The sequence below is a fragment of the Candidatus Methylacidiphilales bacterium genome, assembly GCA_033875315.1.
Taxonomy (GTDB): domain Bacteria; phylum Verrucomicrobiota; class Verrucomicrobiia; order Methylacidiphilales; family CAZTYG01; genus JANRJG01.
In genome coordinates this window covers 1-25,455 of record JANRJG010000026.1, presented here as the reverse complement: position 1 = coordinate 25,455, position 25,455 = coordinate 1, and the positions used below count along the sequence as shown (strand labels likewise).

The window sequence follows — 25,455 nt, the reverse complement described above, 5'->3', positions numbered from 1 at the left end:
GATCGGCGACCGCAGGCTGGAGGGGATGAGCACCGCGGACCGACCGGAAAACAACGCGGCGCGTTTTCTGCCGCCGCTGGCGGTCTTTCTTTTCCTACTTCATTTGGGCTGGGTGTTGGTGGATCCTGACAAGCCTCTCGCAGATCCCGGGACGGGCTGGCATGTCAAGCTGGGTGAAATGTTGGTGCGGGAGGGCAGGATTCCCGCCACCGACCCGCTTTCGTATACCCTGCCCGGGCGGGCCTGGGTGGATTACCAGTGGCTGAGTCATCTGTTGATGGGGATGCTGCACCGGGCGGGAGGGTTGCCCCTGTTGACGGCAGGTTGGTCGTTGGCTTTTGCGCTGATCCCGTTGCTGTTGGTAAGGCGTTTGATGCATGAAGGCACTCCGGTGTTGTGCGCGTGGTTCCTGGCTTTCACCGCCTATCTGGTGATGACCATGCACGCGCAGGTGCGGCCCCATGTGGTCACCTATCTCTTGATGGTGTTGCTTCTTGGCTGGCTGGCCGGTGGTTGGCGGCAACGGTGGTGGGCGGTATTGCTTTTTCCTTTCTGGTGCAACCTGCATGCGGGCTTCATGGCCGGGTTGGTGGTCTTGGCGGCCTACGCCGCCGGGGAATGCGCCGCCGCTTGGATCAAAGAAAAACACCCTCCCGTTCGGGAAATGGTTGCTTGGGCAGGGTTGGGCCTGCTCTGTGGCCTGGCCACGCTGGTCAATCCGTGGGGTTGGGCCCTGCACCGGCATATCCTGGATTTGCTTCACATGAAGATGGTGTCCCGTTGGGAGGAGTACCTGCCGGTCTGGCACCACCAAGGCGCCAACGTGGCATTGTTCGCGGGCTTGGCCCTGTTTTGGGCCTGGGCGGCGTGTGCGCATTTTCGAAAGGCCAGGCCGGGTGAGTTGGCCAGCGGCGCCGTTCTGCTCTATTTCGCCATCGGTGCGGTCCGGCACGTCAATTTGTTCGTCATCGCGGCCCTGCCTTTGCTCGGGCTGGCCCTTGCTTCCGCTTTTGATCGGTTCCTGCCCGGTGGCGCGCAAGCCCGGCAACGCCTGCTGCGTGACCAACGGTCATCGATCACGACGTGGGTTTATACCCTCATGGCCGGGATGGGATTCCTCGCCCTCACACTTTTGATGCCCGGATTGTTCCGCCGCGACCTGCGGGGCCTGCAAGTGTCGGCGGAAGGACTGGATGCCGTGGGCCGGTTGCCGGTGGAAGTGAGGCTGTTCCACCCCGAGAGCATGGGGGGCGTGATCGCCTACACTTATGGGCCGGAGCGGCGGGTCTTTGTTGACGATCGTTTGGATTACTTCGGGGATGATTTTTTTCTGCACACCTACCTGCCATTGTTGGACGGGGCGGAAAACTGGCGGGAGATGTTCGATCGTCTAGGGGTCGGTGCGGCCTTGGTGCCGCAGTCAAGCGGACTGGCCCGCCGGATGCGGGATTCCACCGACTGGCGGATGGATTGGTCCGACGACGAACACATCCTCTTCGAAAGGCGGGGTCCATGAAATGGGCGAGATTTTTGGAAGAGAAGGGGCGTCTGGCCGCGGTGCTCGGGGCTCTGGCGACCTGGGGCCTGTTGCAGGTTTTTCGACCCCATTTTTTCCTCACCGATGATTCCTTCTCGCTGTTTTTTCCGGTGTGGGTGGATTTCGGCAGGAAATGGTTCAGCGGGGGTGATTTTTTCCATTGTGAATGGATATTCGGAGGCCACTACCCGCTGTTGGAAGATCCGGTTTTTCTTCCCCTCCTGCATCCGTTTTGCCTCTTGCTCTCGCCCTTGGCGGCCACCCCATGGCAGACTTGGATGGTGGATCTGGTCTGCCTGGGTCACTTGATCTTGGCGGCTTGGGGATTCGAGGAAATGGTGGCCCGGATGCGTGCTCGGGGTTGGGTGGGCGTGGGGCCGGGTCCGGCGTTGATCATGGGTTGGAGTTACACCTTCAGCATGTACTCCCTTCTCTTGGGAAGTTCCGGGTTTTGGTATCTGGCCAATGTTTCCGCGCTTCCGTGGTTGGTGGCGGGATTGATGGAAAAATCCCGCTGGCGCGCCGCTCTCATTCTGGCCCTGGCCACGTTCCATGGTTTGGTGGGGGGGTATCCGAGTTGTTTTCTTTTTACCATGGTGGGAATCACAGCTTTCTGTGTCTGGCTGTCGTGGTGCGACCGTGATGTTAACGGTCTCGGGCGCGGCCTGGCGGGTTTGTTGGCAGGGGTGTTGCTGGCCCTGCCCTGTCTTTGGGTGCCCCTTTCCGCGTTGGGGGATTCCGTGCGTTCGGGACCGATCCCTCTGGAGTTGGCGGTGGAGGGACGTCTGCCTTGGGCGGTGGCCGTCTCCTCTTTTTTCTTGTCCAGTGGCAGCATTCTATTGGGGTCTTTTGAATTGTTTGGCATGGCGGCGCATACCTACGCGCTGGTTTCCTGTGCGGCATCGGGATGGTTTCTTGCCGCCAGCTTCCGGGACCGGCGTGGATGGTCTGCATGGGATGCGCTGTTGGGGGTGGCTTTGGCGGGGAGTCTGTTGTTGGTATGCCGCCCTGATTTTCTGGGGCGCCTCTTGGGTTCCTTGCCTTTTTTTTCCTCACTACGGTGGCCACACAAGGAGGTTTTCCTGGTGGTCTTTATCGCGATGGTTTTCGCGCTGCGGGGTGGGGACTTGTCGCCGAAGACCACGCGGCTGCTTTTTTTTGCCTCGTTCCTGATCTTTATCGCCCCCTTGGTGTTGGTAGGGCCTCCAAGTTTGAATGCCCACAGCCTGAGCCGGAGTTTGTATCTCGATGGCAAAGCCGCCCGTTGGGTCGACGAATTCAGGAAATGGGTGCCTCCTGGAGTCCGGGTGGCGAGTGCTCTGCCGAAGGATCGCGCGGATACGACTCTCACAGATCCGCATGTTCCCTGGATACTGCTCATGAGTCATAACTTCCCCGCGCTATGGCAAATCCCCGCTTGGGGAGGGTATTCGGCCACACTTCCTCGCCGCATCTATCGCCGAAACCCCGGGATGATCGATGTTTACGGCCATGTGGAACTGTTCGATCCATCGACCGCCGCTGCGGACCTCGCAATATGGTTTCTGTATTGGGACCCGTCTCAATCGGGGAGGATCTTTTTTGGTAGTTCGGCTTCAACCGCACGAGAAATCAAGTTTTTGGAGCCCTGAAAGGGTATAAATTGCCCTGGTAAGGGAAAAAATTACCCACTTTGTCCCGTGTATGCAATCCTATTGGTGGGGCGCTTATCTCTATAATAGATTGTCCATCAATAAGATGTGGCTTGCATGTTTAACTTGGCACGGTCTAGGCTATCTTAGCATTGTAAGCGAGATACAGATATCAACCCAAGCAAACTCAAGAAAATCCTTAGATCCACTCAACATCAAGAGATGCCCCCCTTTTACCCCCATTACCGGTGATGTTTGAAGTCACCCGTAAACCCAAAAACCAAGAAAGGAAAAACCACCATGCTGACCGAACTCTACACCAAGGCCATGAGCCGACTCACCTACCTCAAGTCCAAGAAGGGCCAGACCCTTGTTGAATACGGCTTGATCCTCGCGCTCGTCGCCATCGTTGTGATCGCGGTGTTGACCGTCCTGGGCACCCAGCTCCGCACGCTCTTCAGCCGAGTCACCTCCGTCCTCACCTGAATTCGTTTCGAATCGCCGCTCAGGCGGTGGCTCGAACCCATTCGAAGCGGCTCCCTCTGGGAGCCGCTTTTTTTGTGCCCTTCAATCTTTGCCAAGACGAGCCTGCGGTGACTTGACAAAGTGACGATCATGTCACGGGTTTGTCTTATAAGCTCAGCAATTTGCAATTCGCATGAGTTTGACTGAACCAAGGTGTTTGAGGGTTTGAACTCAGAGTCCCTCTTGACCGCACAATTAAAAACGATCAAATCAGTAGTGTAATACCCAACCTCAATAAATTCAACATACTACCCGCTGATACTCTTGAAGGATGACCGGGATGTCCCCAGTCTTTCCCCAAGACGTAAGCGGAGAGGAAACTCATTATGAACAAATCCACGTATCCAGTCCTAGCCTCAATCTTGCTTTTGCTTTGCCCGGTGCTTCGGGCCGAAAAATTGGTCATCAAGGGATCTGACACTCTGGGGGCCAAGTGGGTTCCGATGCTGGCCGAGGCCTTCAAGGCCCAAAATCCCGATACCACTTTCGAAATCGCCGCCGAAGGTTCCACCACGGGCATTGCCGCCATCACCGATGGCACCTGCGAAATCGCCATGTCCAGCCGCCGGGCCAAGTCGACGGAAATTTCCGCGGCCAAGGCCAAGGGGGTCGACATGCACGAAACCATCGTTTGCTTCGATGCCCTGGGGGTCATCGTCAACGCCTCCAATCCGATCCCTTCCCTGACCAAGCGCCAAGTCGAGCAGATCTTCACCGGCGACATCACCGACTGGGCCGATGTCGGCGGAACAGCTGGCACCATCTCCATCTACACCCGTAACACCGCCTCCGGCACTTATCAGGACTTCAAGGATCTGGCCATGAGCAAACGGGATTACGCCCCCAGTTCCCAGAAGATGGCCGGACACGAGCAAATCGCCGCTGAAGTTGGCAAGAATGCCCTGGGTATCGGCTATGTGGGTATCGCCTATTTCGGGGCAGCCGGGATCAAAATCGTGCCCATCGACGTGGGCGGCACCCTCATCACCCCCAGCCGGGAGACGGTGCTCAACAAAACCTACCCCTACTTCCGTCCTAATTATTTCTACACCAACGGAAAACCTTCGGGTTTGGGCGAAAAATTCATAAATTTCATCTTCACCCCTGAGGGCCACAAGGTCACCGAACAGGTCCACTTCGTTCCCGGTGATGCCCCCTTCACCGTCCAGGTCGCAGAGTAAGAATCATTTCGGGCGCTGAACGATCGACTTCGAGATGAATGCGGCTTCCCATATCAAGCGGCTCGACCAGCGCCCGCTCAAGGAATCCATCCTTCGCAAGAACAAGACGCGGATCTTCGGCTTTGACAGCGACGAAATCATCCGGAAGTTTTTCTTCGGCAACGCCGCCGTTGCCGTGGTGGTTCTGGGCCTGATCACCTTTTCGCTGTTCCGCGAAGGTCTGGGTTTTTTCCCCCAGCATTGGCAGAGCATGGTCGTCTACCGCCAGGCTGGATTGGAGTATGTCGACTACGTCCGGGATCAGCACACCGCCCACGGCATGCTCCTGCGCAACCTGCAGAGGATCCGCCAGGAAAAAACCGCCGACCTCAAAGCACGGGGTGTCGACCCTGCGCGGATCGCGACCCGCATGGCCCCGCTCTCCTCGCTCCTGCGGGATTTCGACGAGGCGGTCATCCCCCTCGATGCCCTCCTGCGCGACATGACCACGACCGCCGCAGGAATCAAAGAACGTTGGACCAACCGCCAGAACGAGGCGCTGGCCTACAAAAACAACCCCGCCGGTGAAAAGGCACCCGGTGAAGAAATCAACCTCCTGGCCGAAGTGGCCCAGGTCCGTGCCTTCCAATCGCGCTACGAGGAAGTCAACCAGGCGTTCTCCATCCGCCTGCGGGAGATTTCCGCTGTTCTGCCGATCACCAACGATGCCGACACCGACGCGAAACTGCGCAAGTTCCAGTCGGGAGTGAACAGGTACGTTCAATCGTTCCCCGACACCGAGTCCCGCATGCGTAAATGGAATCCGGCCCGGGAAGTGGGCACTTTTGAGGCCCTCACCGCCTTCATCCTCGGCCCCAAATGGGTCACCCAGAGCTTCTGGCAGGATTGGTATGGCTTCCTGCCGCTGTTTGTGGGTTCGCTCTCCATCAGCTTCACTGCGCTTCTCGTCGCCGTGCCGTTCGGGGTCGGTGCGGCCATTTACATCAACCAACTGGCCGGGCCCACCGAGGCCCGTTTGATCAAACCGTACATCGAGTTCATTTCCGCCATCCCCTCCGTCGTGCTCGGTTTCTTCGGCATCGCTGTACTTGGTGAAACCATCCGCTGGCTCACGCAGGGCGCGCCGTTGACGGAGTCCGTTTTGGCGACCTGGCCCTCTTGGACCCATGGGCTTCTGGGGATTTTTCACAGCGTCCTGGCTCCGCTGGTCAAATGGGTGCCCTTTTTCCCGATTTCCGAACGACTCAACATCATGACCGCCGGGTTGCTGCTCGCCCTCATGGCCGTGCCGACCATCTTCACCCTATCCGAAGACGCACTCAACAACGTCCCCCGGGCCTTCAAAGAAGCCTCCTACGCCCTGGGGGCCAACCGCCTCCAGACCATCGTCCGCATCATTGTGCCCGCCGCTCTCTCCGGGATCATCTCTGCGGTCCTTCTGGGCTTCGGCCGGGTGATCGGCGAAACCATGGTCGTGCTGATGTGCGCGGGCAATCGCATCCAGATCCCCGATTTCACCCAGGGCTTGGGCGCGCTCTTTCTCCCGGTGCACACCATGACCGGCATCATTGCCCAGGAAGTCCCCGAGGTGCCCAAGGGGGTGCTGCAATACCGCGCCCTCTTCATGCTCGCCATCATGCTTTTCCTCATATCCTTGGCCATCAACTACGTCGCCCAATTGATCGTCAAGCGCTACCGCATCAGCGTCGGCTGAATCCACCATGAATTCCACAGCCGACCCCACCATATTCCAATCCCGCCTCACCTCGGCCAAAATCCGCGAAACTCTGGCCAAATGGGTGTTGCGCTTGGGTACCTATCTGGTCCTGGCCGCCGCCACCTATATCTTCCTCGACATCACGATCAAGGGCGGGCGCGAAATGATCGTGCCGGAGTTCCCCTTCATCAACATCAAGTTCCTGACCGAAAGCCCGGAGACCCTCCATATCCTCAAGTTCAACGATGGCACCGTTCAGGAACTGGGCGACCGCGCCTACCGTGCCTTCACCAAGGACCACCCCGAGGCCACCATCGCCAATCACACCACCTATGTGTATGCCGCCGGGGGGATTTTCCCCTGCATCGTCGGCACCGTCCTCTTGGTCGTCGGCTCCATGACCATCGCCATGGTGCTCGGCATCCTCAGTGCCATCTACCTGAGCGAATACAGCAACCGCGGCCGCGTCATCGAATTGCTCCGCTTGGCCATCATGAACCTCGCCGGGGTGCCCTCGATTGTTTTCGGCATGTTCGGCTACGCCATGTTCGTGATTTTCTTCAACTGGAACGTTTCCCTCATGGCCGGTTGGTTCACCCTGGCCTTCATGGTACTCCCCGTCATCATCACCGCCTCCGAGGAATCCCTCCGGGCCGTCCCCCAGGGCTTCCGTGAAGGGTCCCTGGCTCTCGGTGCCACCAAGTGGCAGACCATCCGCCAGAACGTCCTGCCCTACGCCCTCCCCGGTATCCTGACCTCCTCCGTCCTTGGTATCGCCCGCGTGGCCGGGGAAACCGCCCCCATCATGTTCACTGCCGCCTTCGTCGTCCGCGACAAACTCCCCTGGGAAGTACAGAAGGCGACGGATTTCTTCTTCAACGGTGTCATGGCCCTGCCCTACCACATCTTCGTGGTCAGTGCCCGCGTGCCGCAGAACGAATACACCGCCAAGGTGCAGTACGCCGCCGCCTTCGTTTTCCTCTTCCTCGTCATGATCATCGCCCTGGCCTCGGTTGTCCTCCGTATCAAGGTCCGGGGCAAATACAAATGGTAGACCCCTCCTGTTCCTGTCCTTATCCTTATTCTTACCCATCTCACTGAACCATCACCATGTCCATGAACCGTATGAGCGATTACCCCGAACAGACCCGAGCCTCCTACGCCGGCACCCTCGGCGCCTATGAAACCGTGAACGGAGTCGAATCCGCCATCTCCGTCGAGTCTCTGGGCTTCAAATACGCCAATAAGGAAGCGCTCACCGACATCAGCCTGGAAATCCCCAAGGGCATGGTCACCGCCTTCATCGGTCCCTCTGGTTGCGGCAAATCCACCCTTTTGCGTTGTTTCAACCGTATGAACGACCTCATCGACGGCGCCCGCATCACGGCCGGCGCGATCAAGATTGCCGGTGTCGACATCAACTCCCCCGGAGTCGACGTCATAGAGTTGCGCAAACGCGTCGGCATGGTCTTCCAAAAATCCAATCCCTTCCCCAAGTCCATCTACGAGAACATCGTCTTTGGTCTCCGCCTGCAGGGCATCAAGGACCGGGGCATCCTCGACGAAGTGGTCGAACGCGCCCTCCGCGGGGCCGCACTTTGGGACGAGGTCAAGGACCGCCTCCAGGACAGCGCCCTCGGACTCTCCGGCGGCCAGATGCAACGTCTCTGCATCGCCCGTGCCATCGCCGTCGAGCCCGATATCATCCTCATGGACGAGCCCTGCTCCGCCCTAGATCCCATTGCCACCGCCAAGGTCGAGGATCTCATCGCCGAATTGAAGCGCGATTACACCATCGTCATCGTCACCCACAACATGCAGCAGGCCGGCCGTTGCTCCGATTACACCGCGTTCTTCTACCTCGGCAAGCTCATCGAGTTCGACCAGAAGGAGAAGATCTTCACCAACCCGGCCCACCAGCAGACCGAGGATTACATCACAGGCCGCTTCGGATGATCGCCCCCGAACAACCACAGCCGTCAGGCGAGCGCCCTGCGGCCATTAACGAACGACTGGAACACAACCGCGGCATCTTCCGCGGTCCCCTCCTCCGCATCAAGGACCATCTCCTGATGATGGCCAGCCTGACCGACCGAAATCTGAACATCGCGCTCCAGGCTTTCCTGACGCGCGACGATGGCAAGGCCGATTTGGTTGAATCCGAGGACGCGGTCATCGACCGCTTGGAAATAGAAATCGATGAATTGGTGGTGACCTATGTTTCCACCCACGGCCCCATGGCCACCACCTGCCGTCTGGCCATCATGTCGTCCAAGATGTGCGAGAGCTTGGAGAGTATCGCCGACCAGGCGGTGACCATCGCCCGCCGGGCCCGTCTGCTCAACGTCCTGCCCGAGCCTCCGGTCAACCTCGAGATCGCCAAACTGGCCAATCTGGTCCTGGCCATGATGCGGGAGGCGATTGTCGCCTTTGTCGACGTCGATCCCGACAGTGCCCGGGCCTTGGTCGGTCGGGACAAGGAAGTGGACGCCATCAATAAGGCCAACGAGGCGGCCCTCTACTCGGCCATGGTGGCCGACCCGGCCCACATTCCCGCCTGCCTCCACCTCATGTTTGTTTCGCGCAGCCTTGAGCGTGTGGGCGACTATGCCAAGAACCTGGCCCAGGATGTGGTCTACCTTTACACTGCGCAGGACATCCGCCACCGCGGCGCCTCGGGCCAGTCGAAAATCTGACCTCCCGCTTTCGCGTGCGGAATCAGTCGGAAGTCGCTCCATACCGCCGTCGGGCGGCCTTCCAACCTGCGGCATAGGCTGCAAAAACCCGCCGGATTTCATCCCGCACCCGGCGGAATTCTCCCAGAATTTCCTCCTCGCTCCCGGTCGCATGGGCGGGATCGTCGAATCCCCAGTGGTGCCGTTCGACTTGTCCGGGATAAATCGGGCAGGCTTGGTCGGCGTTTCCACAGACCGTGATCACGGTGTGGATCTCCCGGTCAAGAAAGTCGTTCATGTGCTTGGATGTGTGGGAGGAGAGATCAATCCCGATTTCCGAAAGAACTTGGATGGCCTTGGGATGGACATAGCCCGCTGGCTTGGAGCCGGCGCTGTGTACTTCCAAAAGATCTCCCGCCTCGTGGCGAAGAATGCCCTCGGCCATGTGGCTGCGGCAGGAATTTCCGGTGCAAAGGATGAGAACGCGATGGGGTTTCATGGAAAATAAACAGATTGCTTCAGGCTTCGAGTGCTGCGGTGAGTTTGCGGGCACGGCTGCGGGCCATCGAATCGATGCAGCAGAAGAAATCGCCCAGACAGGGACAGGTCAGACGGTAGAAACTATTCAGTCCGCGTTTGTCGCTCACGACCAAACCCGCGTCCTTCATCAACGCGAGGTGTTTTGATACAGTGGAAATATCCGAACCGACCAGACCTGTCAGTTCACAAACCGTCTTCTCCCCGCGCACCAGGGCGTCGGCGATGAGCATGCGCGAGGGGTGGGCCAGGGCCTTGACCACCGCCGCCCGCGCTCCGTTGAGATCATGCGACAATCTCGTTTTCCGGGCCGACTTGTTGCCTGCGGACTTCATTTGTATATTTGGCAAATTAACCAAATACAAGACGGTGTCAAGGAGTGGCGTTGTTTTTGGGGGGAGTTCGGTGAGGGGGTGGTGGACGACGCGGAAGTCCGGGCTCGAATACGATAGGAAAAAAATCAGTCCTGGGCGGTGGGAGGCCCCACGATTTCGCGGGCACGTTGGAGGGCGTCGTCGAAGGTGGCGCAGAAGTTTTCCCGGCCGATGACGGTGATGAAGCCGGCTTTGCGCAACAATTCGAGCGGTTGGCGGTGGATGCCACTGAGGATGACCGTGCCCCCGCGTTGCTTCAGGCGTTCGACGATGCTTTCCAGGGCGTTGAGTCCGGTGGCGTCCATGGCCGAGACCAGATGCAGCCGCAGCACCAGCACCCGGGGCCACTCGTCCACGCTGGCCAGGGCGTCTTCCATCTTCTCTGCCGCGCCAAAGAGGAAGGGGCCGAAAATGCGGTAAACCAGCACCCCGGGAGGGATCTCCTTGCCCTGGGCCATTTGCTCGGGACTTTCCAATTCATCATCGCCCGTCACGCGGCTGACCTCGGTCGTCTCCGACACCCGTTTGATGTAGAGGATGGCGGCCAGGACCATGCCGACCTCCACCGCCACCACCAGGTCGAAAACCACGGTCAAGCCGAAGGTGGTGAAGAGCACCAGGGCGTCGCTGGCCGGCATCTTCCTCACGCGGGTCAGTTCATGCCATTCCCCCATGCGCAGGGCCACGGTGACGAGCACGGCCGACATGGCGGCCATGGGGATGTAGGCGGCCCATTTGGAGGCCAGCAGGATGACGCCCAACAGGGTTAGGGCATGGACCATGCCCGCCAGAGGGGTCTTGCCGCCATTGTTGACGTTGGCCGAAGTGCGGGCGATGGCTCCGGTGGCCGGCAGACCGCCGAAGAACGGGCAGACAAGGTTGGCCAGACCCTGCGCGATCAACTCGGTGTTGCTGTCATGACGGTCGCCGGTGAGCCCATCGGCCACCACAGCGGACAGGAGGGATTCGATGGCCCCGAGGAGGGCGATGGCGGTGGCGGGACCGAGAAGGCTGCGTACCAGATCCCAGTGGAATTCCGGCAGGGCCGGAAAGGGCAGGCCCGAGGGGATGGCGTGCGGACCGAACTTGCTTCCGACCGTGGCCACGTCCCATCCCGTCAGGGAGACGAAGAGGGTGGCGGCGACCATGGCCACGATGGATCCCGGGACGCGGGGGAATTTGAGGCGGGGCCAGAGGAAGATCACGGCCGTGCAAGTCACGGCCAGCACGAGTGTGCGGGTGTCCAGCGAGGGCAGGTGTTGCCAGAACCAGGGGATCTTGGCTTCAAATTCGCGTGGGATGCCGCCCGCGGTGTCCAGGCCCGCGAAATCGGGCACCTGGGTCAGCATGATGGCCACGGCGATGCCGGTGGTGAATCCGCTGGTCACCGGCCAGGGGATGAATTTGATCAACGTGCCCATGCGGGCCAGACCCATGAGGATGAGGATGATCCCGGCCATCATCGTGGCCATCAAGAGCCCGGCGTAGCCGTGTTCCTGGACAATGAGGAGGATGATGGGCACGAATGCGGCCGTGGGGCCGCCAATTTGCACCCGGCTGCCTCCGAGGGCACTGATGAGCAGGCCCGCGATGATGGCGGTGAAGATGCCGAGGGCCGGGGCGGGCAGTGGGGTGGTGACGCCCGGGGGGATGCTGGCGATGCCGAGGGCGAGGGCCAGGGGCAGGGCGATCAGGCCGACCGTCATGCCGGCAAGGATTTCCTTCGATAGTGAAGGGCGCGGTCCGTTCTTCTGGAAAAGTTCCAAAAGCCGGGGGCGGAAAACAACCGGATGAGATAGTCGGGCCATGAAGGCGATGATAGAATGCCCCATCAGGACTTCCCCGCCAATACCATTCCGCCCCAAGCTTCCTGCTTATGGGGACATTCGCCACCCGAATAATCGCGGGAGGATTCAGCCCCAGCGGATGCGGTGATTGACGGGACCGGTTTGCGAGGCCGTGAGCGGGGGGAGTTCCACGGGGGGAGGGGCGGGTGACAATTCCAGCCAGTGGCCCGCCTGTTCGCGGAGTTCGTTCCATCGTGGGAGTTCCACAGGCGGGGCGGCGAGGATCTGGCGCAGGAGGCTGCGCCATTCGATCAGCAGACGGTCGATGTCACCCACCCCGGCGTGTTCCCCGGCGAGCTGGGCCTTGCGTTGCTGGCGGTTGAGGAGATCGCGCAGGATCTGGCAGGCCCCGAAGCCATAGGTGGGCGGGACACCACTCTCGAGGTAGCCGTCGATTTGCAGGTTGCCGTAGATTTTCTGACAGCTCCGGGCCAGGGGTCCGGCCCAGCGGGGTTCGGCTCCGGCGAAGCGGTCGCCGGCAAAGAGATTGATCAGATCGAGGATGGCCTCGGCGGGCTCGTAGTTGGGATCTTCGACAATGGCGGCCAGAGCCAGTCCCTCGGGGCCGAGGAAGGAGGAGACGATGGCCCCGCGCGGAGTCAGGCGGAGGGATTTGTTGAGCAAACCGGCACGGGTCCATTGCCAGAGGAGGGTGGGACCGGGTGGTAGTTGCAGGCACTGGGACCTTTGGGGACAGGTGCGGCAAGGCTTGAAGGGACGCTTGGAACGACGGACCAGACGGGCCCGAGCGGTGTCGGTGGCCAGGCGGCAGGGCAGTTGGGAGGGATCGTCGCCGAGGGTTTGTTCGCAGCCCAGTCGCAGCGGTTCACGGGCGAAAAAGCGACCGGCCCAGCGGAGGGATTCCTGGCGTGGGTCGTCGGCGGAACCGATCGAGCGGAGGAGGACGGCCCAGGGGAGGGCGGGGGCGCGTTTGAGGGGCATGGCCCGCCCCTGGCCGAGACGTGGGGCGTTGCGGGTGGCGATGAAGTAACCGATTTCGTCCTTTCCCCGGCGTCCGGCCCGGCCTGCCATTTGCAGGATGTCCTGGGGAGGAATGTCGCGGGGGACGCCGTCCTGATGGTAGGTCCCCTGGGTGATGAGGACGGACCGGAGGGAAAAGTTGATGCCGGAGCCGAGGCCGAGGGTGGAGACGACCGCGCGCAATTGTCCGGCTTTGGCCAGGGGTTCAACCAGTCCGGCGCGCTGGGTGTAGGTCATGCCGCTGTGGTGCCAGGCCACCCGCTGGGACAGCACCCGGGCCAGATCGGTGCCGGCGAGAGCGAGTTGATCCGGACTTAACTCCAAGGGTGTGCAGGGTGGGAGTTCGCGGGCCAGGCCGCGGGCGATTTTTTCAGCGTCTTTCCGGTGGGGGGCGAAGACGAGTACGGGACCGAGGTCGTCGCGCAGAGCGCCGGTGAGGCAGCGGGCCCAGAATCCCTCAATGCCACTGGGGACGCGCTTGGCCAGGGCGTCGCCGTCGACTTCCTCCAGCGGCACCGGGCGTTCGCGGTGGCTGACGGTCTCGGCCGCGCGGCCGAGGCGGCGCAGCCATGCAGTGACTTCGCCCGGATTGGCCACCGATCCGCTGAGCAGGAGCAGGCGGACGCGGGTGGGCAGGGCCATGAGGAGGCCCTCGTAGTGGTTGCCCCGCTCGGGATGGGCGAGCCATTGGTACTCATCCAGCACGAGGAGATCGGGGGGAGCATCGAGGGCCCGGCGTTGGACGGCCTCCAGGGTGCCGACGAGGACCGGGCTGTCGGGGTCGAGGGTCAGATCGCCGGTGGTGATCCCCACCCGCCACCCTTTGCGCTTCCACTCGGCGAATTTGTCATTGGCCAGGGCACGGGTGGGTGCGGTGTAGATGACCTGGCGGGAATAGGTTCCGGAATCGACGAGTTTCTCGACCACAAAGGTCTTCCCGGCCCCGGTTGGGGCGTCGAGGACGACATCGCGCCCGGAACGGGCGTGTTGGATGGCCTCGGCCTGCCAGGTATCGGGCAGGACGAGGCGGTTGAGAATCTCGAACACCCTGCTGGAATACGGCTATTTGGGCGGGAGTCCAATGCGGAAAGGTGGAAACCGAGGCGCGGACTTTTTTTAATCCCACTCCATTGATTGAAGGGAGGTGGGTTCAGGCGGCCAGGGCTTGTTCCACCGCCAGCCGCAGTTCTTCCGGTTGGAAAGGCTTGGGCAGGGTCTTCTGGGCCCCGAGTCCGTCGGCAATCTCCAGCATGGCGGCACCGGACATGCCCAATCCGCCGCCGGAGATGGCGATGATTTTGATGTCGGGTTGGAGGGACTTGATCTGCTCGATGGCCTCAATGCCGTCCATTTCGGGCATGAACATGTCGGTGATCATGAGATCGAAGGGGGCGGACTGGCGCACAACTTGCACCGCTTCGAGCCCGTTGGAAGCGGTCGATAAGTTGTGGTTCAGGTCTGATAGAAGCATGACGAGTTGCTCGCGCATCGAGTCACTGTCTTCAATGATCAATATTCGGCTCATGAATGCGCTTGTTGTAGGCTAATCGGCGGGCAATGCAACTGTTCAGGCGGCAACGAGGCTGCCTTTTTTGATGTCGATTTCCGAGGTGACCTGGAGGAGGGAGGAGATGCCGTGGGCTTGGATGGTGCGACGCTGGGGTTCGGAGCCGTAATCGAAGCTGAAGTAACCACGATTGCACTGCAACAGGCTCTTGAGGGCCTCGTGTCCCTGGTCCGGACCGGAGGCGGCGTGGATGATGCTGCCGTCGTCGAGGTAGGCTGAGCCGACGAAGGTGCGGTCGGTGCGGGAGATTTTGAGCTCACCGGTTTTGTGGGACTGGATGAGCATCTGGAGGATGTCCATGACGCTGAGCTCGCCCAAGACACCGCTGAAGGGGCCGGAACCCTGGGGAACTTCGGAGCCGGGGAGGATGGAGGTGCCGGACTGTTCGAGCTGGGCGGTATACCGGCTGATGGCATCAAGCTTGGTCAGAAGGTTGGAAAGGCCGGATTCCCGGAAGATCAGCTCCTTCATCACCTGTTCAGCAAGGACGCCCTTGCCGACGAGGCGCTGGCGGACCATTTCCATGAAGGCGGCCCGTTCCTCGCGCTGGCGGAGGGTCTGGCTGATGGCGGAATCCAGGGCGTTCATGAGGGCGGATTTACGCACGGGTTTTTCCAGGAAATCGACCACCCCGGAGCGGAGCGAAAGCTTGACCACTTCCTTGTTGTCCTGGGCCGTGAGCATGATGACCTGGAGCGAGCGGTCGCGCTGCTTGATCCAACGGACCAATTCCACGCCCGTGCCACCGGGCATTTCGAAGTCGGTGATGACGGCGTCGAATTTGTCCAAACCGCGCTCTTCGAGGATCTGGCAGGCGGGACCGAAGTCGTCGGCGGTCACAGCCTCGATTTTATGCTGTCGGATCAATTCCGAGATCATCTCCGACATGATGACATCATCGTCGATGACGAGTACGCAGGGTGAGGCAGTGACGCCTGGGGTGCGTAGGACGGGCAGGCGGCTGACCGGGAGCCAGTCGGCCATGCCGGGGGACCAGAAAAAGGCGTGATTGGGCAGCTTGCCGGAACGGGCCAGGGCCCACAGGTCGGCGTAAGGCATGGGGCCATTTTGTTGGCGTCCGTCGAAGAGGTAGACCGTGGAATCGGCATTTAGATCGGGGATAGTGCTCATGATGGGGTTTCTCCGGGTTGATAGGCTACCGACTGGAGGTATTTGGTTTTGACGTTCTGGAAGGTTTCCTCGGCCTGGCCCATCAGGGGCCAGATGGCCTGGATGTCGTGGTCACGGGACAGTTTTTCGATTTGGCGTGTGATTTCGTAAAGTCGGTGGGCGCGGAAGTTGCCCGCCGTTCCTTTGATCGTGTGGGCGATGCGCTGGACCACGATCATGTCTTCGCGCTGGAGAGATTCACGCAGTTCGGCCAGACGTGAGCTGGTTTCGTTGAGGAACAGGCTCATCAGGCGCGCGGGGAAATAAGGGGCGTCATCATCCTCCTCTTCCACCGGGTCCGAAGGGGCCCCGGCCGTCACTACATTGGGTGTGGAATCCATGGGTGGAGCTGCCACGGCGAGGCTGGGCACGGACCGGGTGAATGCGGATTCGAGCGAATCAACCGGATTGGGAGCCGGGGTCATGGGTTGAGCGGTGGTCGCGCTTCCGGCCCGCTGGGTTTTGTTCCTGGCCACCCTGAACAGGGACTGTAAAAGTTCGCCCTCGTCGATCGGCTTGCCGACGTAGTCGTTCATGCCGGCGCGTATGCAGATCTCCCGGTCGCCAGGCATGGCGTTGGCCGTCATGGCCACGATGGGCACATCATGGTCGAGGACCCTGCTGGAGGGATCGCGGATGACTTTGGTAGCTTCGTAACCATCCATTTCCGGCATCTGGCAGTCCATGAGGATACCGTCGAAGGTGCGGTCCTGAAGCATGGTGACGGCGACGCGTCCGTTTTCCGCGGTCTCGACGGTGTGGCCCCAACTGCTGAGCAGGATGATGGCGACTTCGCGGTTGACCTCGCTGTCCTCGACCAAAAGGAGGTTGAGGGGGGGGCAGGCGCGTTCTTGTTGGGTGGTGGCGAGGGCCGGTGGGGCCGGCACGGCGGCCGGGGAGATTTCCCGGGTTCGGGGCTCCGGAGCGGGGATGGGAGTCGGGGTGGAAAGCACTACGGGAACCGACTTGGGCACTTGCGATTCCACTGCGGAGACGATGTGTCGGTTTTCCGGTTGCGAGCGGAGGCTTTCCGCCAGCTTGTCATAAAGTTCGGAGGGCTTGAGGGGTTTGGGCAGGGTGCCCGCCACACCCGCCTGGGCCAAGGTGTCGGCGGACAATTCGTTTTCGAAGGAGGTCAGGAGAATGAAACGGGAACGGGCCAGGCGGGGATCCGCTTGGAAATGGCGGGCCAGTTCCAGGCCGTTCATCGGTTCGAGATGGTAATCCACGATGACTGCGTCGAAGAGGGTGCCGCGGTCGGCCTGGGATCGGGCAATGTCCAAGGCATGGGCGGAATCGTGGGTGATGCGGGAAACGACCTTCCATCGGCCCATGTGTTGCTCGAGGTAGGAACCAAACGTGGTGCTGGAGTCAACGATCAGCATGCGAAGTCCCCAGAGGTCTTCTTCGCGGCGGGCGGCCAAATGGTCGGTGTCGGCCTGTTTGGGCAGATCGATGAGGAACCAGAAAGTGGATCCCTTGCCCAGTTCGCTCTCGCAGCCGATAGATCCGCCGAGCATTTCCACGATGCGTTTGCAGATGGCCAGTCCGAGTCCGGTGCCGCCGAATTTGCGGTTGGTGGCACGGTCGCCCTGTTCGAACGGGCGGAAGAGGCGCTCGCGGACTTCGGGGGTGACGCCGATGCCGGTGTCTTTGACCGAGACCCGCAGGGTGACGTGGGTGGGTGATTCTTTTTCCTGGTCGATGCGGACGACGACTTCGCCGTTCTCGGTGAATTTGACCGCATTGGAGGCAAGATTGAGGATGACCTGGCGGAGGCGGCTGGAATCCGAGACGATGCGGGTTTTGGCTTGGAGGTCGATCCAGCTGAAGATCTGGATTTTTTTCTCGCGGGCGCGTTCGGATAGCAACTGGACACATTCCTCGACGACATCGGAAAGGTCGAAGTTGATCTGCTCAAAGGTCATCTTCCCAGCCTCGATCTTGGAGAAGTCGAGGATGTCATTGAGGATGGTGAGGAGGGCGTTGGCGGAATTGAGAACGGTGGTGGCGTAGCGCCGCTGTTGCGGGACCAGTTCGGTCCGCATGAGGATCTTGATCATCCCGAGAATTCCGTTGAGCGGGGTGCGGATCTCATGGCTCATGTTGGCCAGGAAGGTGGATTTCATTTCAGCCGCCTGCATGGCGGTGTCACGGGCGCGTTCGAGCTCGATGTTGTTGTCGCTGAGCTTGAGGGTCAGGGATTCGAGGTCATCGACCTGTTGCTGGCTGATGCGGTGTTGGAGCAGCATCATGGTCTGGGTGCGGATGAGGCCCAGATACTTGCCGCGTTCATCGGTCAGGATGACATCGTCGAAAAAACCCTCGGTCCGGGACATGACTCGAAAGAGGACGTCGCGCACGGGGGTGCCGCGTTGGATGGTGAGGAATGTGGGTTCAAGGTGTCGTTCGAGGCTGGTCTTGGAATAGACGTGGTAGCCGAGGCCGCGGCTGACGGTGAGTTTGCGCGAGATGCTCAATTCCGAGCAGAGGCCGACGATGCGGTCGCGGTCGAGCACCGCGGCGTATTTTTCCGTCGGATGTTCGCGGTAGAACTGTTGGACTTGGTCCAGGGTGATGTTGAAAGGGAGGGTGGCGGTGGAATCAACGAGGTTGGCCCAGTCGACCTTGATTCCGGGAGAGTAGCGGTCACGCACGGGAGTGGATACCTTCCCGGTCTGGTGGGTGAGGGCATCGCGCAGGACGGTATCAGATTGGCCGTGATCCCCGGAAAGAGGAACCGTCAGGGCCACGGGCAGACTGGGGGTCTGGAAAGAGGCCGTCCGGTGCGTGGGGCTTGGACTGGTTTGGGTGGTGGACATGCGCAACCGGTCCACGAGGGACCGGAAACAAGCAATGCACCCCGATTGTGGCGAAGATGTGTTTAAATTGTGACGGTTCGGGGAGGGACCTTGAAAATCAACCCACCGAGAAAAAATCAACCCAAGGTGCGCAGTTGGGCGGTCCAGAACCTTTTCTGATTGACGAGCATTTCCGTGACGATGACGACTTTGGCATCGGGGGGCATGAATTGGTGGCCGCGGATGTGTTCTTCGGCGAGTTCGATGGTGGCCAGGGGGGATTCGTCGAAGGCCAGGGTATGGGCGTAGATGCCGTGGAGGAGGCAGAGACGGCGGGAAAGCCGTCGGTCCGGGGTGAAGGCCATGATGGGACAGACCGGGCGCAGACCGGCGACTATGCGGGCGATGCGTCCGGTGCGGGTGAAGACAAAGAGGGCATCAGCCCCCACTTGGTTGGCCAAGTGGACCGCCGAGGCGGATACCTGGTCGCGGGGAGCCTCGACCTGGATCTCCTGATGGAAGTTGATGCCACCACTGCGTTCGATCCGCTGGGCCACACGGTCCAGCACCTCGACGCAGCGCAGGGGATACTTGCCCACGGTGGTTTCCCCGGAGAGCATGATGGCGTCGGCCTGCTCGAAGACGGCGTTGGCGACGTCGGTGATCTCGGCCCGGGTGGGAACCGGGCTGGAGATCATGCTTTCCAGCATGTGGGTGGCGACAACAACCGGTTTGACCTTGCGGATGCAGTGTTTGACGATGCGGCGCTGGACGATGGGCAGTTCCTCGTAGGGCCATTCGATGCCCAGATCCCCTCGGGCCACCATGATGGCGTCGGCGGCATCCACGATTTCGCCGATGTTCTTGACCGCGGACTGGTCTTCGATTTTGGCCATGACCGCGATGTCACCGCCTCCGTCCGCTGCCAGGACTTCGCGCAGCTTGGTGATGTCCGCGCCCTCGCGCACGAAGGACAGGGCGACCCAATCCACCTGGCATTCGATGCCGACCTTGAGGTCGGCGAGGTCTTTTTCCGTGAGGCAGGGGAGGTTGACCCGAACTCCGGGAAGGTTGATGTGGCGCCGGCTGCCGAGGGTGCCGGGGGTGAGGACTTCGCAGACGAGGGCGTTGTCCTTCTTTTCCCGCACGATCATGTGGATGACACCATTGTCGACCAGGACGATGTCGCCGACTTTGATGTCGTTGACCAGATCGTCGTAATTGGTGTCGACGGAGAAAACCTCCTCGGACTGGGTCCCGCGGACGGTGAAGGTGAATTTGTCACCGACCTTGAGGTCGAGTTTGGTCGGCAAGTCGCCGGTGCGGATGGCGGGCCCTTGGGTGTCCATGAGGATGGCCGTGTTGCGCCGGAGGGAGGTGGCGGCTTCCCGGATGACCGGGACGATGGTGCGGACCCAGGCGTGGGTGGCATGGGACATGTTGAGGCGGAAAATGTTGACACCGAGTCGGATCATTTCGCGGATGGTTTCCGGGTTCTCCGTGGCCGGCCCGAGGGTGGCGATGATTTTTGTGCGCCGCATGGTACCTGATTGGCAGAATGCGGGGTTCCCGGCAATGAATAAGACGGCGGGGTTGCACCTATCAACGAAAAAGCTGTTGTTTCCGCGGCGGGAGGATAATCGGGAGAAATGGCAGGAAAACTCTACGTGGTTGGGACGCCGATCGGAAATTTGGAGGACATCACGGTCCGGGCCCTGCGGGTGTTGAAGGAGGTGGACCTGGTCGCCGCGGAAGACACCCGGCACACGGGCTTGCTCTTGCACCATTTTGGCATCTCGGTGCCGCAGCAGAGTTACCACAAATTCAACGAGAGCCAGAGACAGGCGGAGTTTTTGCAACGCCTCCAGGATGGAGGCAAGATCGCGCTGGTCAGCGATGCGGGCATGCCCGGGGTGTCCGACCCGGGGGAGCGTTTGATCCGGTCCTGCGTGCGCGCGGGGGTGGATATCGAGGTGGTGCCGGGTCCGTCGGCGGTGCTGCACGCCCTCGTTGCTTCGGGCATGAAAATCACCCCGTTTTATTTCGGGGGGTTTTTACCGGTCAAGGGCGGGGCCCGGAGGACGGAATTGGCGGCCGCGGGGGCGCGAGACAGCACCAGTGTTTATTTTGAGTCGCCCTACCGCCTTTTGCGAACGCTGGAGGATTGTGTCCTGGTCTTGCCGGAGCGGACGGTGTGCGTGGCCCGGGAGTTGACCAAAAAATTCGAGGAAATCCGGAGGGGACCCGCTTCCGAGTTGCTGGCCCATTTCCTGAAGGGCAAGGTCCGTGGGGAAATCACCTTCGTGGTGGCTGGAAGCGCGGGCGAGGGTGGTCATTGACAGAGGGGGGGCGGGAGAGCTATTACGCTCGGATGCGCAGCGTTTTCCTGATACTGGCCCTGTTACTCACCGTGCCCATGTGCCGGGCGGAGGAAGCCAAGCTTCCGGAGTCATCCGGGGCCGCCTTCAATGCGGAAGGCGAGGGCCAGCAAAAACCGGCTGCCAGCGCCGCCGAACAACCGGTGGAGGTGGAGAAATCAGCCGCAGGCAACCAGCCTTGGGAACTGGCTGTGGAACCGGACAAGGTCGTCTCGATCCGCAAAATTTACGATTTCCTCAACGATCCCGAAAAAACCTCGGCCGGCAAAAGCCGCTCCCTGGCCTACGAATTCAAGTACTTCGACCACGGCGCCATCACTGAGTCGCAGAGGATGGGCCGTCGGGGACAGTATTTCGTTGTGTCTTGGGCCAACCACGGTGCGGTGGCGGATTTTGTCCTGCGTCTGGATTACCGCCAGTCGGCGACCCGTGATCAAGTGCGCACCTTGGAGATTCCGTTCCCCAAAGCCCGGGGATCGTTCAAGGGTACCTTTTCAGTCACGGGGAAGGAATATCGTGAATATGGCGATGTCCACTCCTGGCGGATTTCTGTGGTCCGTGATGGCAAGATCGTGGCGCAGGAACGTTCATTTGTTTGGTGATCCCGGCCAGCGGCCACCCCACCCCTGATTCCAGTCCATGACGACCTCCGGAGTTTTTGAAATCATCCAGTTGGGCGGCCCGATCATGTGGGCGCTCTTTGCTTGCAGCGTTGTCGGTCTGGGGGTGTTCGTGGAGCGCTTGATCCACTTCCACCGTTGTTCGATGCCGGTGGAGCCCTTTCTCAAAGGCATCGCGAACCTGGTCCGGCAGGGCAAACACGAGGAGGCTTTGGAGCGTTGCGACGAGGCCTACGGTCCTGCGGTGCGGGTTGTGCAGGCGGCGTTGATGAAACGGAACCTGGGCAAAGACGACCTGAAAGAATTGACCCGGGAAGTGGCCCAACTCCAGGTTCCCGCACTGGAAGCCCACCTGCCCCTCCTGGGGATGGTCGCCCAGATTTCCCCCCTGTTGGGACTGCTGGGAACGGTGGTCGGCATGATTTCCACCTTCATGAACATGAACCATTCCATGGGTGCGGCACCGATCAGCGATCTGGCCGGGGGCATCTGGGAAGCGCTGATCACGACTGCCGGCGGACTTTGCGTGGCCATCCCCGCCTATGTGGCCCACCATTACCTCATCAGCCGCCTCAACACTCTTATCACCGATATGGAACGCAGCGGGATCGAGATTGTCCAGTTGCTCAAGCTTTCATCCGGTCCCGCCGCCGCCTCTGAACCCGTTGTTGCGGCCAAGCTCCCGGCCGCACAGCCGTGAAACTGCGACGTTCTGTCCATGCTTTCCAGGGTCCACTGGACATGACCCCGTTGATCGACGTGGTTCTCCTGCTGCTGATTTTTTTCATCCTCAGTTCCAGCTTTGTCCTCCAGCCCGGTATCAAGGTTTCGCCCCCCCGGGGCGTTTCCAACAGCGGGGTGCGGGACATCCAATTCATCGTCAACATCTCGGCCCAGAATCCCCCGATGATTTTTCTCAACGACAAGGTCACCGATCTGGCCCAACTGGAAAACGAATTCCGCCGCATCGCCCGTTCCAAGCCGGATGCGACGGTGGTGCTGCGGGCCGATGCCGCGGTGACCCACGGTTTGGTCACCGAGGTCATGAGCATGGCCTTGTCAGCCGGCGTGGCCGTGGTGGTGGCCACCAAGCCGGGGGGATGAACCCATGACACCCCATGAAATCTGGGAACAAATCATGCCGCCCCAGCGTCGCTGGCTCGGTCTGATCATTTTTGCTTCCCTCCTTGTCCACATGGCGGGTTTCCTGGTCTTCCGCATCGACCCGGTCAAGACCCGGGCCTACGCCGATCGTCCGCGGCAATTCAAATTCATCGACCCCCGTCTGCAGTCCGAGGGGGCCATGGGAGATAACTGGACGCAGTGGCTGGATTGGCGTGATCCAACCTCCATCGCCCTGCCTTGGACACCCCTACAGGAACCCTCCATGGCCGAGGTGGAACTTCCGGCCGTCGGGACGGAAAACGCCATGGCACCGCCCCCCAAGCCTTTTGCGCTCCCGCGCGACCTTCCGGCCACCTTGTCCCAACAGGCCGACCGTTTGATCACAGGAACGCCCCCCAATCCGATGCCCATCCGGGTGGAATCCCCACCCCCCTTGAGCGGGACAACCTTCCGCACCGAGGGCAAGCTGGCCGAGCGCAAGCTTCTCAGCCGCCCGGGTCTGCCGCAACCCCGCACCGACCTCTCCCTGAAAATCACCGTTCTCGGAATCGGTGTCGACCGCAGCGGGGCGGTCATCTCCGCGGTGGTGGAGGAATCCTGCGGTGACGGCACAGTCGACCAGTCGGCGGTGCAGGCCGTGCAGGGATGGATGTTCAATCCACGCAGTGGCGGGGCCGAGTCCGACTGGGGACGGGTTTCCATCTTCTGGGATCTCAACGAAAAACTCGCGCCCGCCACGCCCAAACAGCCATGACCCTCAGCCTCCCGGATTTCTTTGTTGTCTATGTCTTGGTTTTCCTTGCGGCCATTCTGGGTGCATGGTTAATTGTCCTATGGAACGCCCAGCGTCAGTTCCGGCGCGACCGGCCCACCTTTCCCTGCCGAATCTGCGCGCAACCGGTGCCGTTCGAAGGCCAGATGCGCCACACCCGCTGCCCTTCCTGTGGGGTGCGTAACACGATCCCCGAATCTTTTCTCCCCTGAACAACATCATGCAACCCAACGACCGCATCCTCATCCTCGACTTCGGCTCCCAATACACCCAGGTCATCGCCCGCCGCATCCGCGAATGCCAGGTTTATTCCGAAATCCTACCCTATCACACCCCGGCGGAAAAAATCCGTGCCCTTCAACCCAAGGGCATCATCCTCTCCGGCGGTCCGGCCAGTGTCTACGCCCGCAAGGCCCCCCAGCCCGACAAAAAAATCTTCACCCTGGGCCTCCCCACCCTCGGCATCTGCTATGGCATGCAGCTGCTGGCCCACCACCTCGGCGGCAAGGTCCAGCGCAGCGAACACCGCGAATACGGTCGCGGCGTCCTCGACCTCAAGACCGACTGCGATCTCTTCAAGGGCCTGCCCCGCAAGCTCGACATTTGGAACAGCCACGGCGACAAAGTCACCCAGCTCCCCTTGGGTTTCAAGACCGTTGCCGCCACCGACAACTCCCCCTATGCCGTGGTCCAGAACGGCAACGTCTACGGTATGCAGTTCCACCCGGAGGTCGCCCACACCCCGCGCGGCCGTGACATCCTGAAAAATTTCGTCTTTCAGGTCTGCGGCTGCCAGCCCTCCTGGACGATGGAGTCGTTCATCGACAAAAGCGTCGCCGACATCCGAGAACAGGTCGGTGGCGAGCGCGTCATCCTCGGCCTCAGTGGCGGGGTTGATTCCAGCGTGGCCGCCGCCCTCATCCACCGTGCCATCGGCAAACAACTCGTCTGCATCCTCGTGGACAACGGCCTCATGCGCGCGAAGGAAGTCGAGAGCGTCAAGCGCATCTTCGCCAACGGCCTCGGACTCAAACTCAAGGTCGTCGACGCCTCGGCCCGGTTTCTCACCAAGTTGAAAGGGGTGTCCGACCCCGAGAAAAAGCGCAAGATCATCGGCGGGGAATTCATCCGCGTTTTCGAGGCCGCCACCAAGTCCGTCGGCAAGGCCAAGTTCCTCGGCCAGGGCACCCTCTATCCCGACATCATCGAGAGCGTGGCCATCGACGGCAATCCCGCCGCCCTCATCAAGTCGCACCACAATGTCGGCGGCCTGCCCAAGAACATGAAGTTCAAATTGGTCGAGCCCCTGAAAGAACTTTTCAAGGACGAGGTCCGTGCCGTCGGCGAGGCACTGGGACTGCCCCGCGAGATGGTCTGGCGCCAGCCTTTCCCCGGCCCCGGTCTGGCCGTGCGCTGCCTTGGACCGATCGACAAGGAAAAGCTCGAAATCCTGCGCAACGCCGATGCCGTGGTGGTCGACGAAATGAAACAATCCGGTTGGTATTACAAGGTCTGGCAGTCCTTCGCCGTCCTCCTGCCCGTGCGCAGCGTCGGGGTGATGGGCGACGAACGGACCTACGACTGGACCATCGCGCTGCGCATTGTCGAAAGCCAGGACGCCATGACCGCCGACTGGGCCAAGATGCCTTACGAGGTGTTGGGGAGAATTTCCACCCGCATCATCAACGAGGTCAAGGGCGTCAACCGTGTCTGCTACGACATCTCCTCCAAACCGCCGGCGACGATTGAGTGGGAATAGGATTGAACAGAAGATAGCGAAGGTATCAGGGCAAGACAGCTTTGGGGTTCTTGACTGATTGCCTATGCAGGGGAATACGGAAGGTGTTTCTTGGGAAAAGGGAATCAGGCCGGGTATTTAGAGCATTTCCGGATCATATAGACACATAATGTGCATGAGTGAAGTAGTTGATACATTCTTGTGGAGTGAACAGTGACAAGCAGTCTGCGACCGCCCGCATGAGTTCTTCGTAGGTTCTTGCACAAGCCCGGCGTAAGA

General features: G+C 60.8%; 23 protein-coding genes. 15 read left to right on the top strand and 8 right to left on the bottom strand.

What is annotated here, in order from left to right:
- Positions 1-25: 25 nt before the first annotated feature.
- The 8 genes from SFU85_07920 to phoU all read left to right on the top strand — a co-directional run bounded on the left by SFU85_07920 (position 26) and on the right by phoU (position 9,287).
- Positions 26-1,516, top strand: a complete 1,491-nt coding sequence (locus tag SFU85_07920) for a hypothetical protein (protein ID MDX6766702.1) — start codon at positions 26-28, stop codon at positions 1,514-1,516.
- Complete coding sequence (locus SFU85_07915) at positions 1,513-3,168, top strand: hypothetical protein (protein ID MDX6766701.1); 1,656 nt, start codon at positions 1,513-1,515, stop codon at positions 3,166-3,168. Before SFU85_07920 ends, SFU85_07915 begins: the two co-directional genes overlap by 4 nt.
- A gap of 300 nt (positions 3,169-3,468) precedes the next feature.
- Positions 3,469-3,654, top strand: a complete 186-nt coding sequence (locus SFU85_07910; GenBank protein MDX6766700.1) for a Flp family type IVb pilin — start codon at positions 3,469-3,471, stop codon at positions 3,652-3,654.
- 419 nt (positions 3,655-4,073) lie between these two features.
- A complete protein-coding gene (locus SFU85_07905) occupies positions 4,074-4,874 on the top strand; it encodes a phosphate ABC transporter substrate-binding protein (GenBank protein ID MDX6766699.1) in 801 nt (266 codons plus the stop codon).
- Positions 4,875-4,908: 34 nt separating this feature from the next.
- Positions 4,909-6,588, top strand: a complete 1,680-nt coding sequence (locus tag SFU85_07900; protein ID MDX6766698.1) for an ABC transporter permease subunit — start codon at positions 4,909-4,911, stop codon at positions 6,586-6,588.
- Positions 6,589-6,595: 7 nt separating this feature from the next.
- Positions 6,596-7,645, top strand: coding sequence for a phosphate ABC transporter permease PstA (pstA, locus tag SFU85_07895; GenBank protein ID MDX6766697.1), 1,050 nt, complete (start codon positions 6,596-6,598; stop codon positions 7,643-7,645).
- Between the two features lie 56 nt (positions 7,646-7,701).
- Positions 7,702-8,547: a phosphate ABC transporter ATP-binding protein PstB gene (gene pstB, locus SFU85_07890; protein ID MDX6766696.1), complete on the top strand. Its 846-nt coding sequence runs from the start codon at positions 7,702-7,704 to the stop codon at positions 8,545-8,547.
- Positions 8,544-9,287, top strand: a complete 744-nt coding sequence (phoU, locus tag SFU85_07885) for a phosphate signaling complex protein PhoU (protein ID MDX6766695.1) — start codon at positions 8,544-8,546, stop codon at positions 9,285-9,287. Before pstB ends, phoU begins: the two co-directional genes overlap by 4 nt.
- Before the next feature lie 22 nt (positions 9,288-9,309).
- Here the strand turns inward: phoU and SFU85_07880 are convergent, their stop codons facing one another.
- The 8 genes from SFU85_07880 to pyk form a co-directional block, all read right to left on the bottom strand.
- A complete protein-coding gene (locus SFU85_07880; protein MDX6766694.1) occupies positions 9,310-9,765 on the bottom strand; it encodes an arsenate reductase ArsC in 456 nt (151 codons plus the stop codon).
- Between the two features lie 19 nt (positions 9,766-9,784).
- On the bottom strand, positions 9,785-10,138 hold the full coding sequence (locus SFU85_07875; GenBank protein ID MDX6766693.1) for a metalloregulator ArsR/SmtB family transcription factor: 354 nt from the start codon (positions 10,136-10,138) through the stop codon (positions 9,785-9,787).
- Positions 10,139-10,263: 125 nt separating this feature from the next.
- The gene (locus SFU85_07870) at positions 10,264-11,985 is read right to left on the bottom strand and encodes a SulP family inorganic anion transporter (protein ID MDX6766692.1); all 1,722 of its coding nucleotides are present in this window, start codon (positions 11,983-11,985) and stop codon (positions 10,264-10,266) included.
- A 105-nt stretch (positions 11,986-12,090) separates the two neighbouring features.
- Complete coding sequence (locus SFU85_07865; GenBank protein ID MDX6766691.1) at positions 12,091-14,052, bottom strand: DEAD/DEAH box helicase; 1,962 nt, start codon at positions 14,050-14,052, stop codon at positions 12,091-12,093.
- Between the two features lie 103 nt (positions 14,053-14,155).
- Positions 14,156-14,530 (bottom strand): response regulator, encoded by a 375-nt coding sequence (locus SFU85_07860; protein MDX6766690.1) that lies wholly within the window; start codon positions 14,528-14,530, stop codon positions 14,156-14,158.
- 42 nt (positions 14,531-14,572) lie between these two features.
- Complete coding sequence (locus SFU85_07855) at positions 14,573-15,703, bottom strand: response regulator (protein ID MDX6766689.1); 1,131 nt, start codon at positions 15,701-15,703, stop codon at positions 14,573-14,575.
- On the bottom strand, positions 15,700-18,564 hold the full coding sequence (locus SFU85_07850) for a response regulator (protein ID MDX6766688.1): 2,865 nt from the start codon (positions 18,562-18,564) through the stop codon (positions 15,700-15,702). Before SFU85_07850 ends, SFU85_07855 begins: the two co-directional genes overlap by 4 nt.
- 116 nt (positions 18,565-18,680) lie before the next feature.
- A complete protein-coding gene (gene pyk / locus SFU85_07845; protein MDX6766687.1) occupies positions 18,681-20,084 on the bottom strand; it encodes a pyruvate kinase in 1,404 nt (467 codons plus the stop codon).
- 108 nt (positions 20,085-20,192) lie between these two features.
- Here pyk and rsmI point away from each other — a divergent pair, with 108 nt between their 5' ends.
- Genes rsmI through guaA form a run of 7 tightly spaced genes read left to right on the top strand, consistent with a single transcriptional unit; the run spans position 20,193 to position 25,197 of the window.
- Positions 20,193-20,882 (top strand): 16S rRNA (cytidine(1402)-2'-O)-methyltransferase, encoded by a 690-nt coding sequence (rsmI, locus tag SFU85_07840; GenBank protein MDX6766686.1) that lies wholly within the window; start codon positions 20,193-20,195, stop codon positions 20,880-20,882.
- 32 nt (positions 20,883-20,914) lie between these two features.
- The gene (locus SFU85_07835) at positions 20,915-21,523 is read left to right on the top strand and encodes a hypothetical protein (protein MDX6766685.1); all 609 of its coding nucleotides are present in this window, start codon (positions 20,915-20,917) and stop codon (positions 21,521-21,523) included.
- A gap of 37 nt (positions 21,524-21,560) precedes the next feature.
- Positions 21,561-22,241 (top strand): MotA/TolQ/ExbB proton channel family protein, encoded by a 681-nt coding sequence (locus SFU85_07830; GenBank protein MDX6766684.1) that lies wholly within the window; start codon positions 21,561-21,563, stop codon positions 22,239-22,241.
- Positions 22,242-22,282: 41 nt separating this feature from the next.
- The gene (locus tag SFU85_07825; GenBank protein MDX6766683.1) at positions 22,283-22,645 is read left to right on the top strand and encodes a biopolymer transporter ExbD; all 363 of its coding nucleotides are present in this window, start codon (positions 22,283-22,285) and stop codon (positions 22,643-22,645) included.
- A 4-nt stretch (positions 22,646-22,649) separates the two neighbouring features.
- Positions 22,650-23,420 (top strand): TonB family protein, encoded by a 771-nt coding sequence (locus tag SFU85_07820; protein MDX6766682.1) that lies wholly within the window; start codon positions 22,650-22,652, stop codon positions 23,418-23,420.
- Complete coding sequence (locus tag SFU85_07815; GenBank protein MDX6766681.1) at positions 23,417-23,650, top strand: hypothetical protein; 234 nt, start codon at positions 23,417-23,419, stop codon at positions 23,648-23,650. Before SFU85_07820 ends, SFU85_07815 begins: the two co-directional genes overlap by 4 nt.
- 8 nt (positions 23,651-23,658) lie before the next feature.
- Positions 23,659-25,197 (top strand): glutamine-hydrolyzing GMP synthase, encoded by a 1,539-nt coding sequence (guaA, locus tag SFU85_07810; protein ID MDX6766680.1) that lies wholly within the window; start codon positions 23,659-23,661, stop codon positions 25,195-25,197.
- The last annotated feature ends 258 nt before the right edge of the window (positions 25,198-25,455 follow it).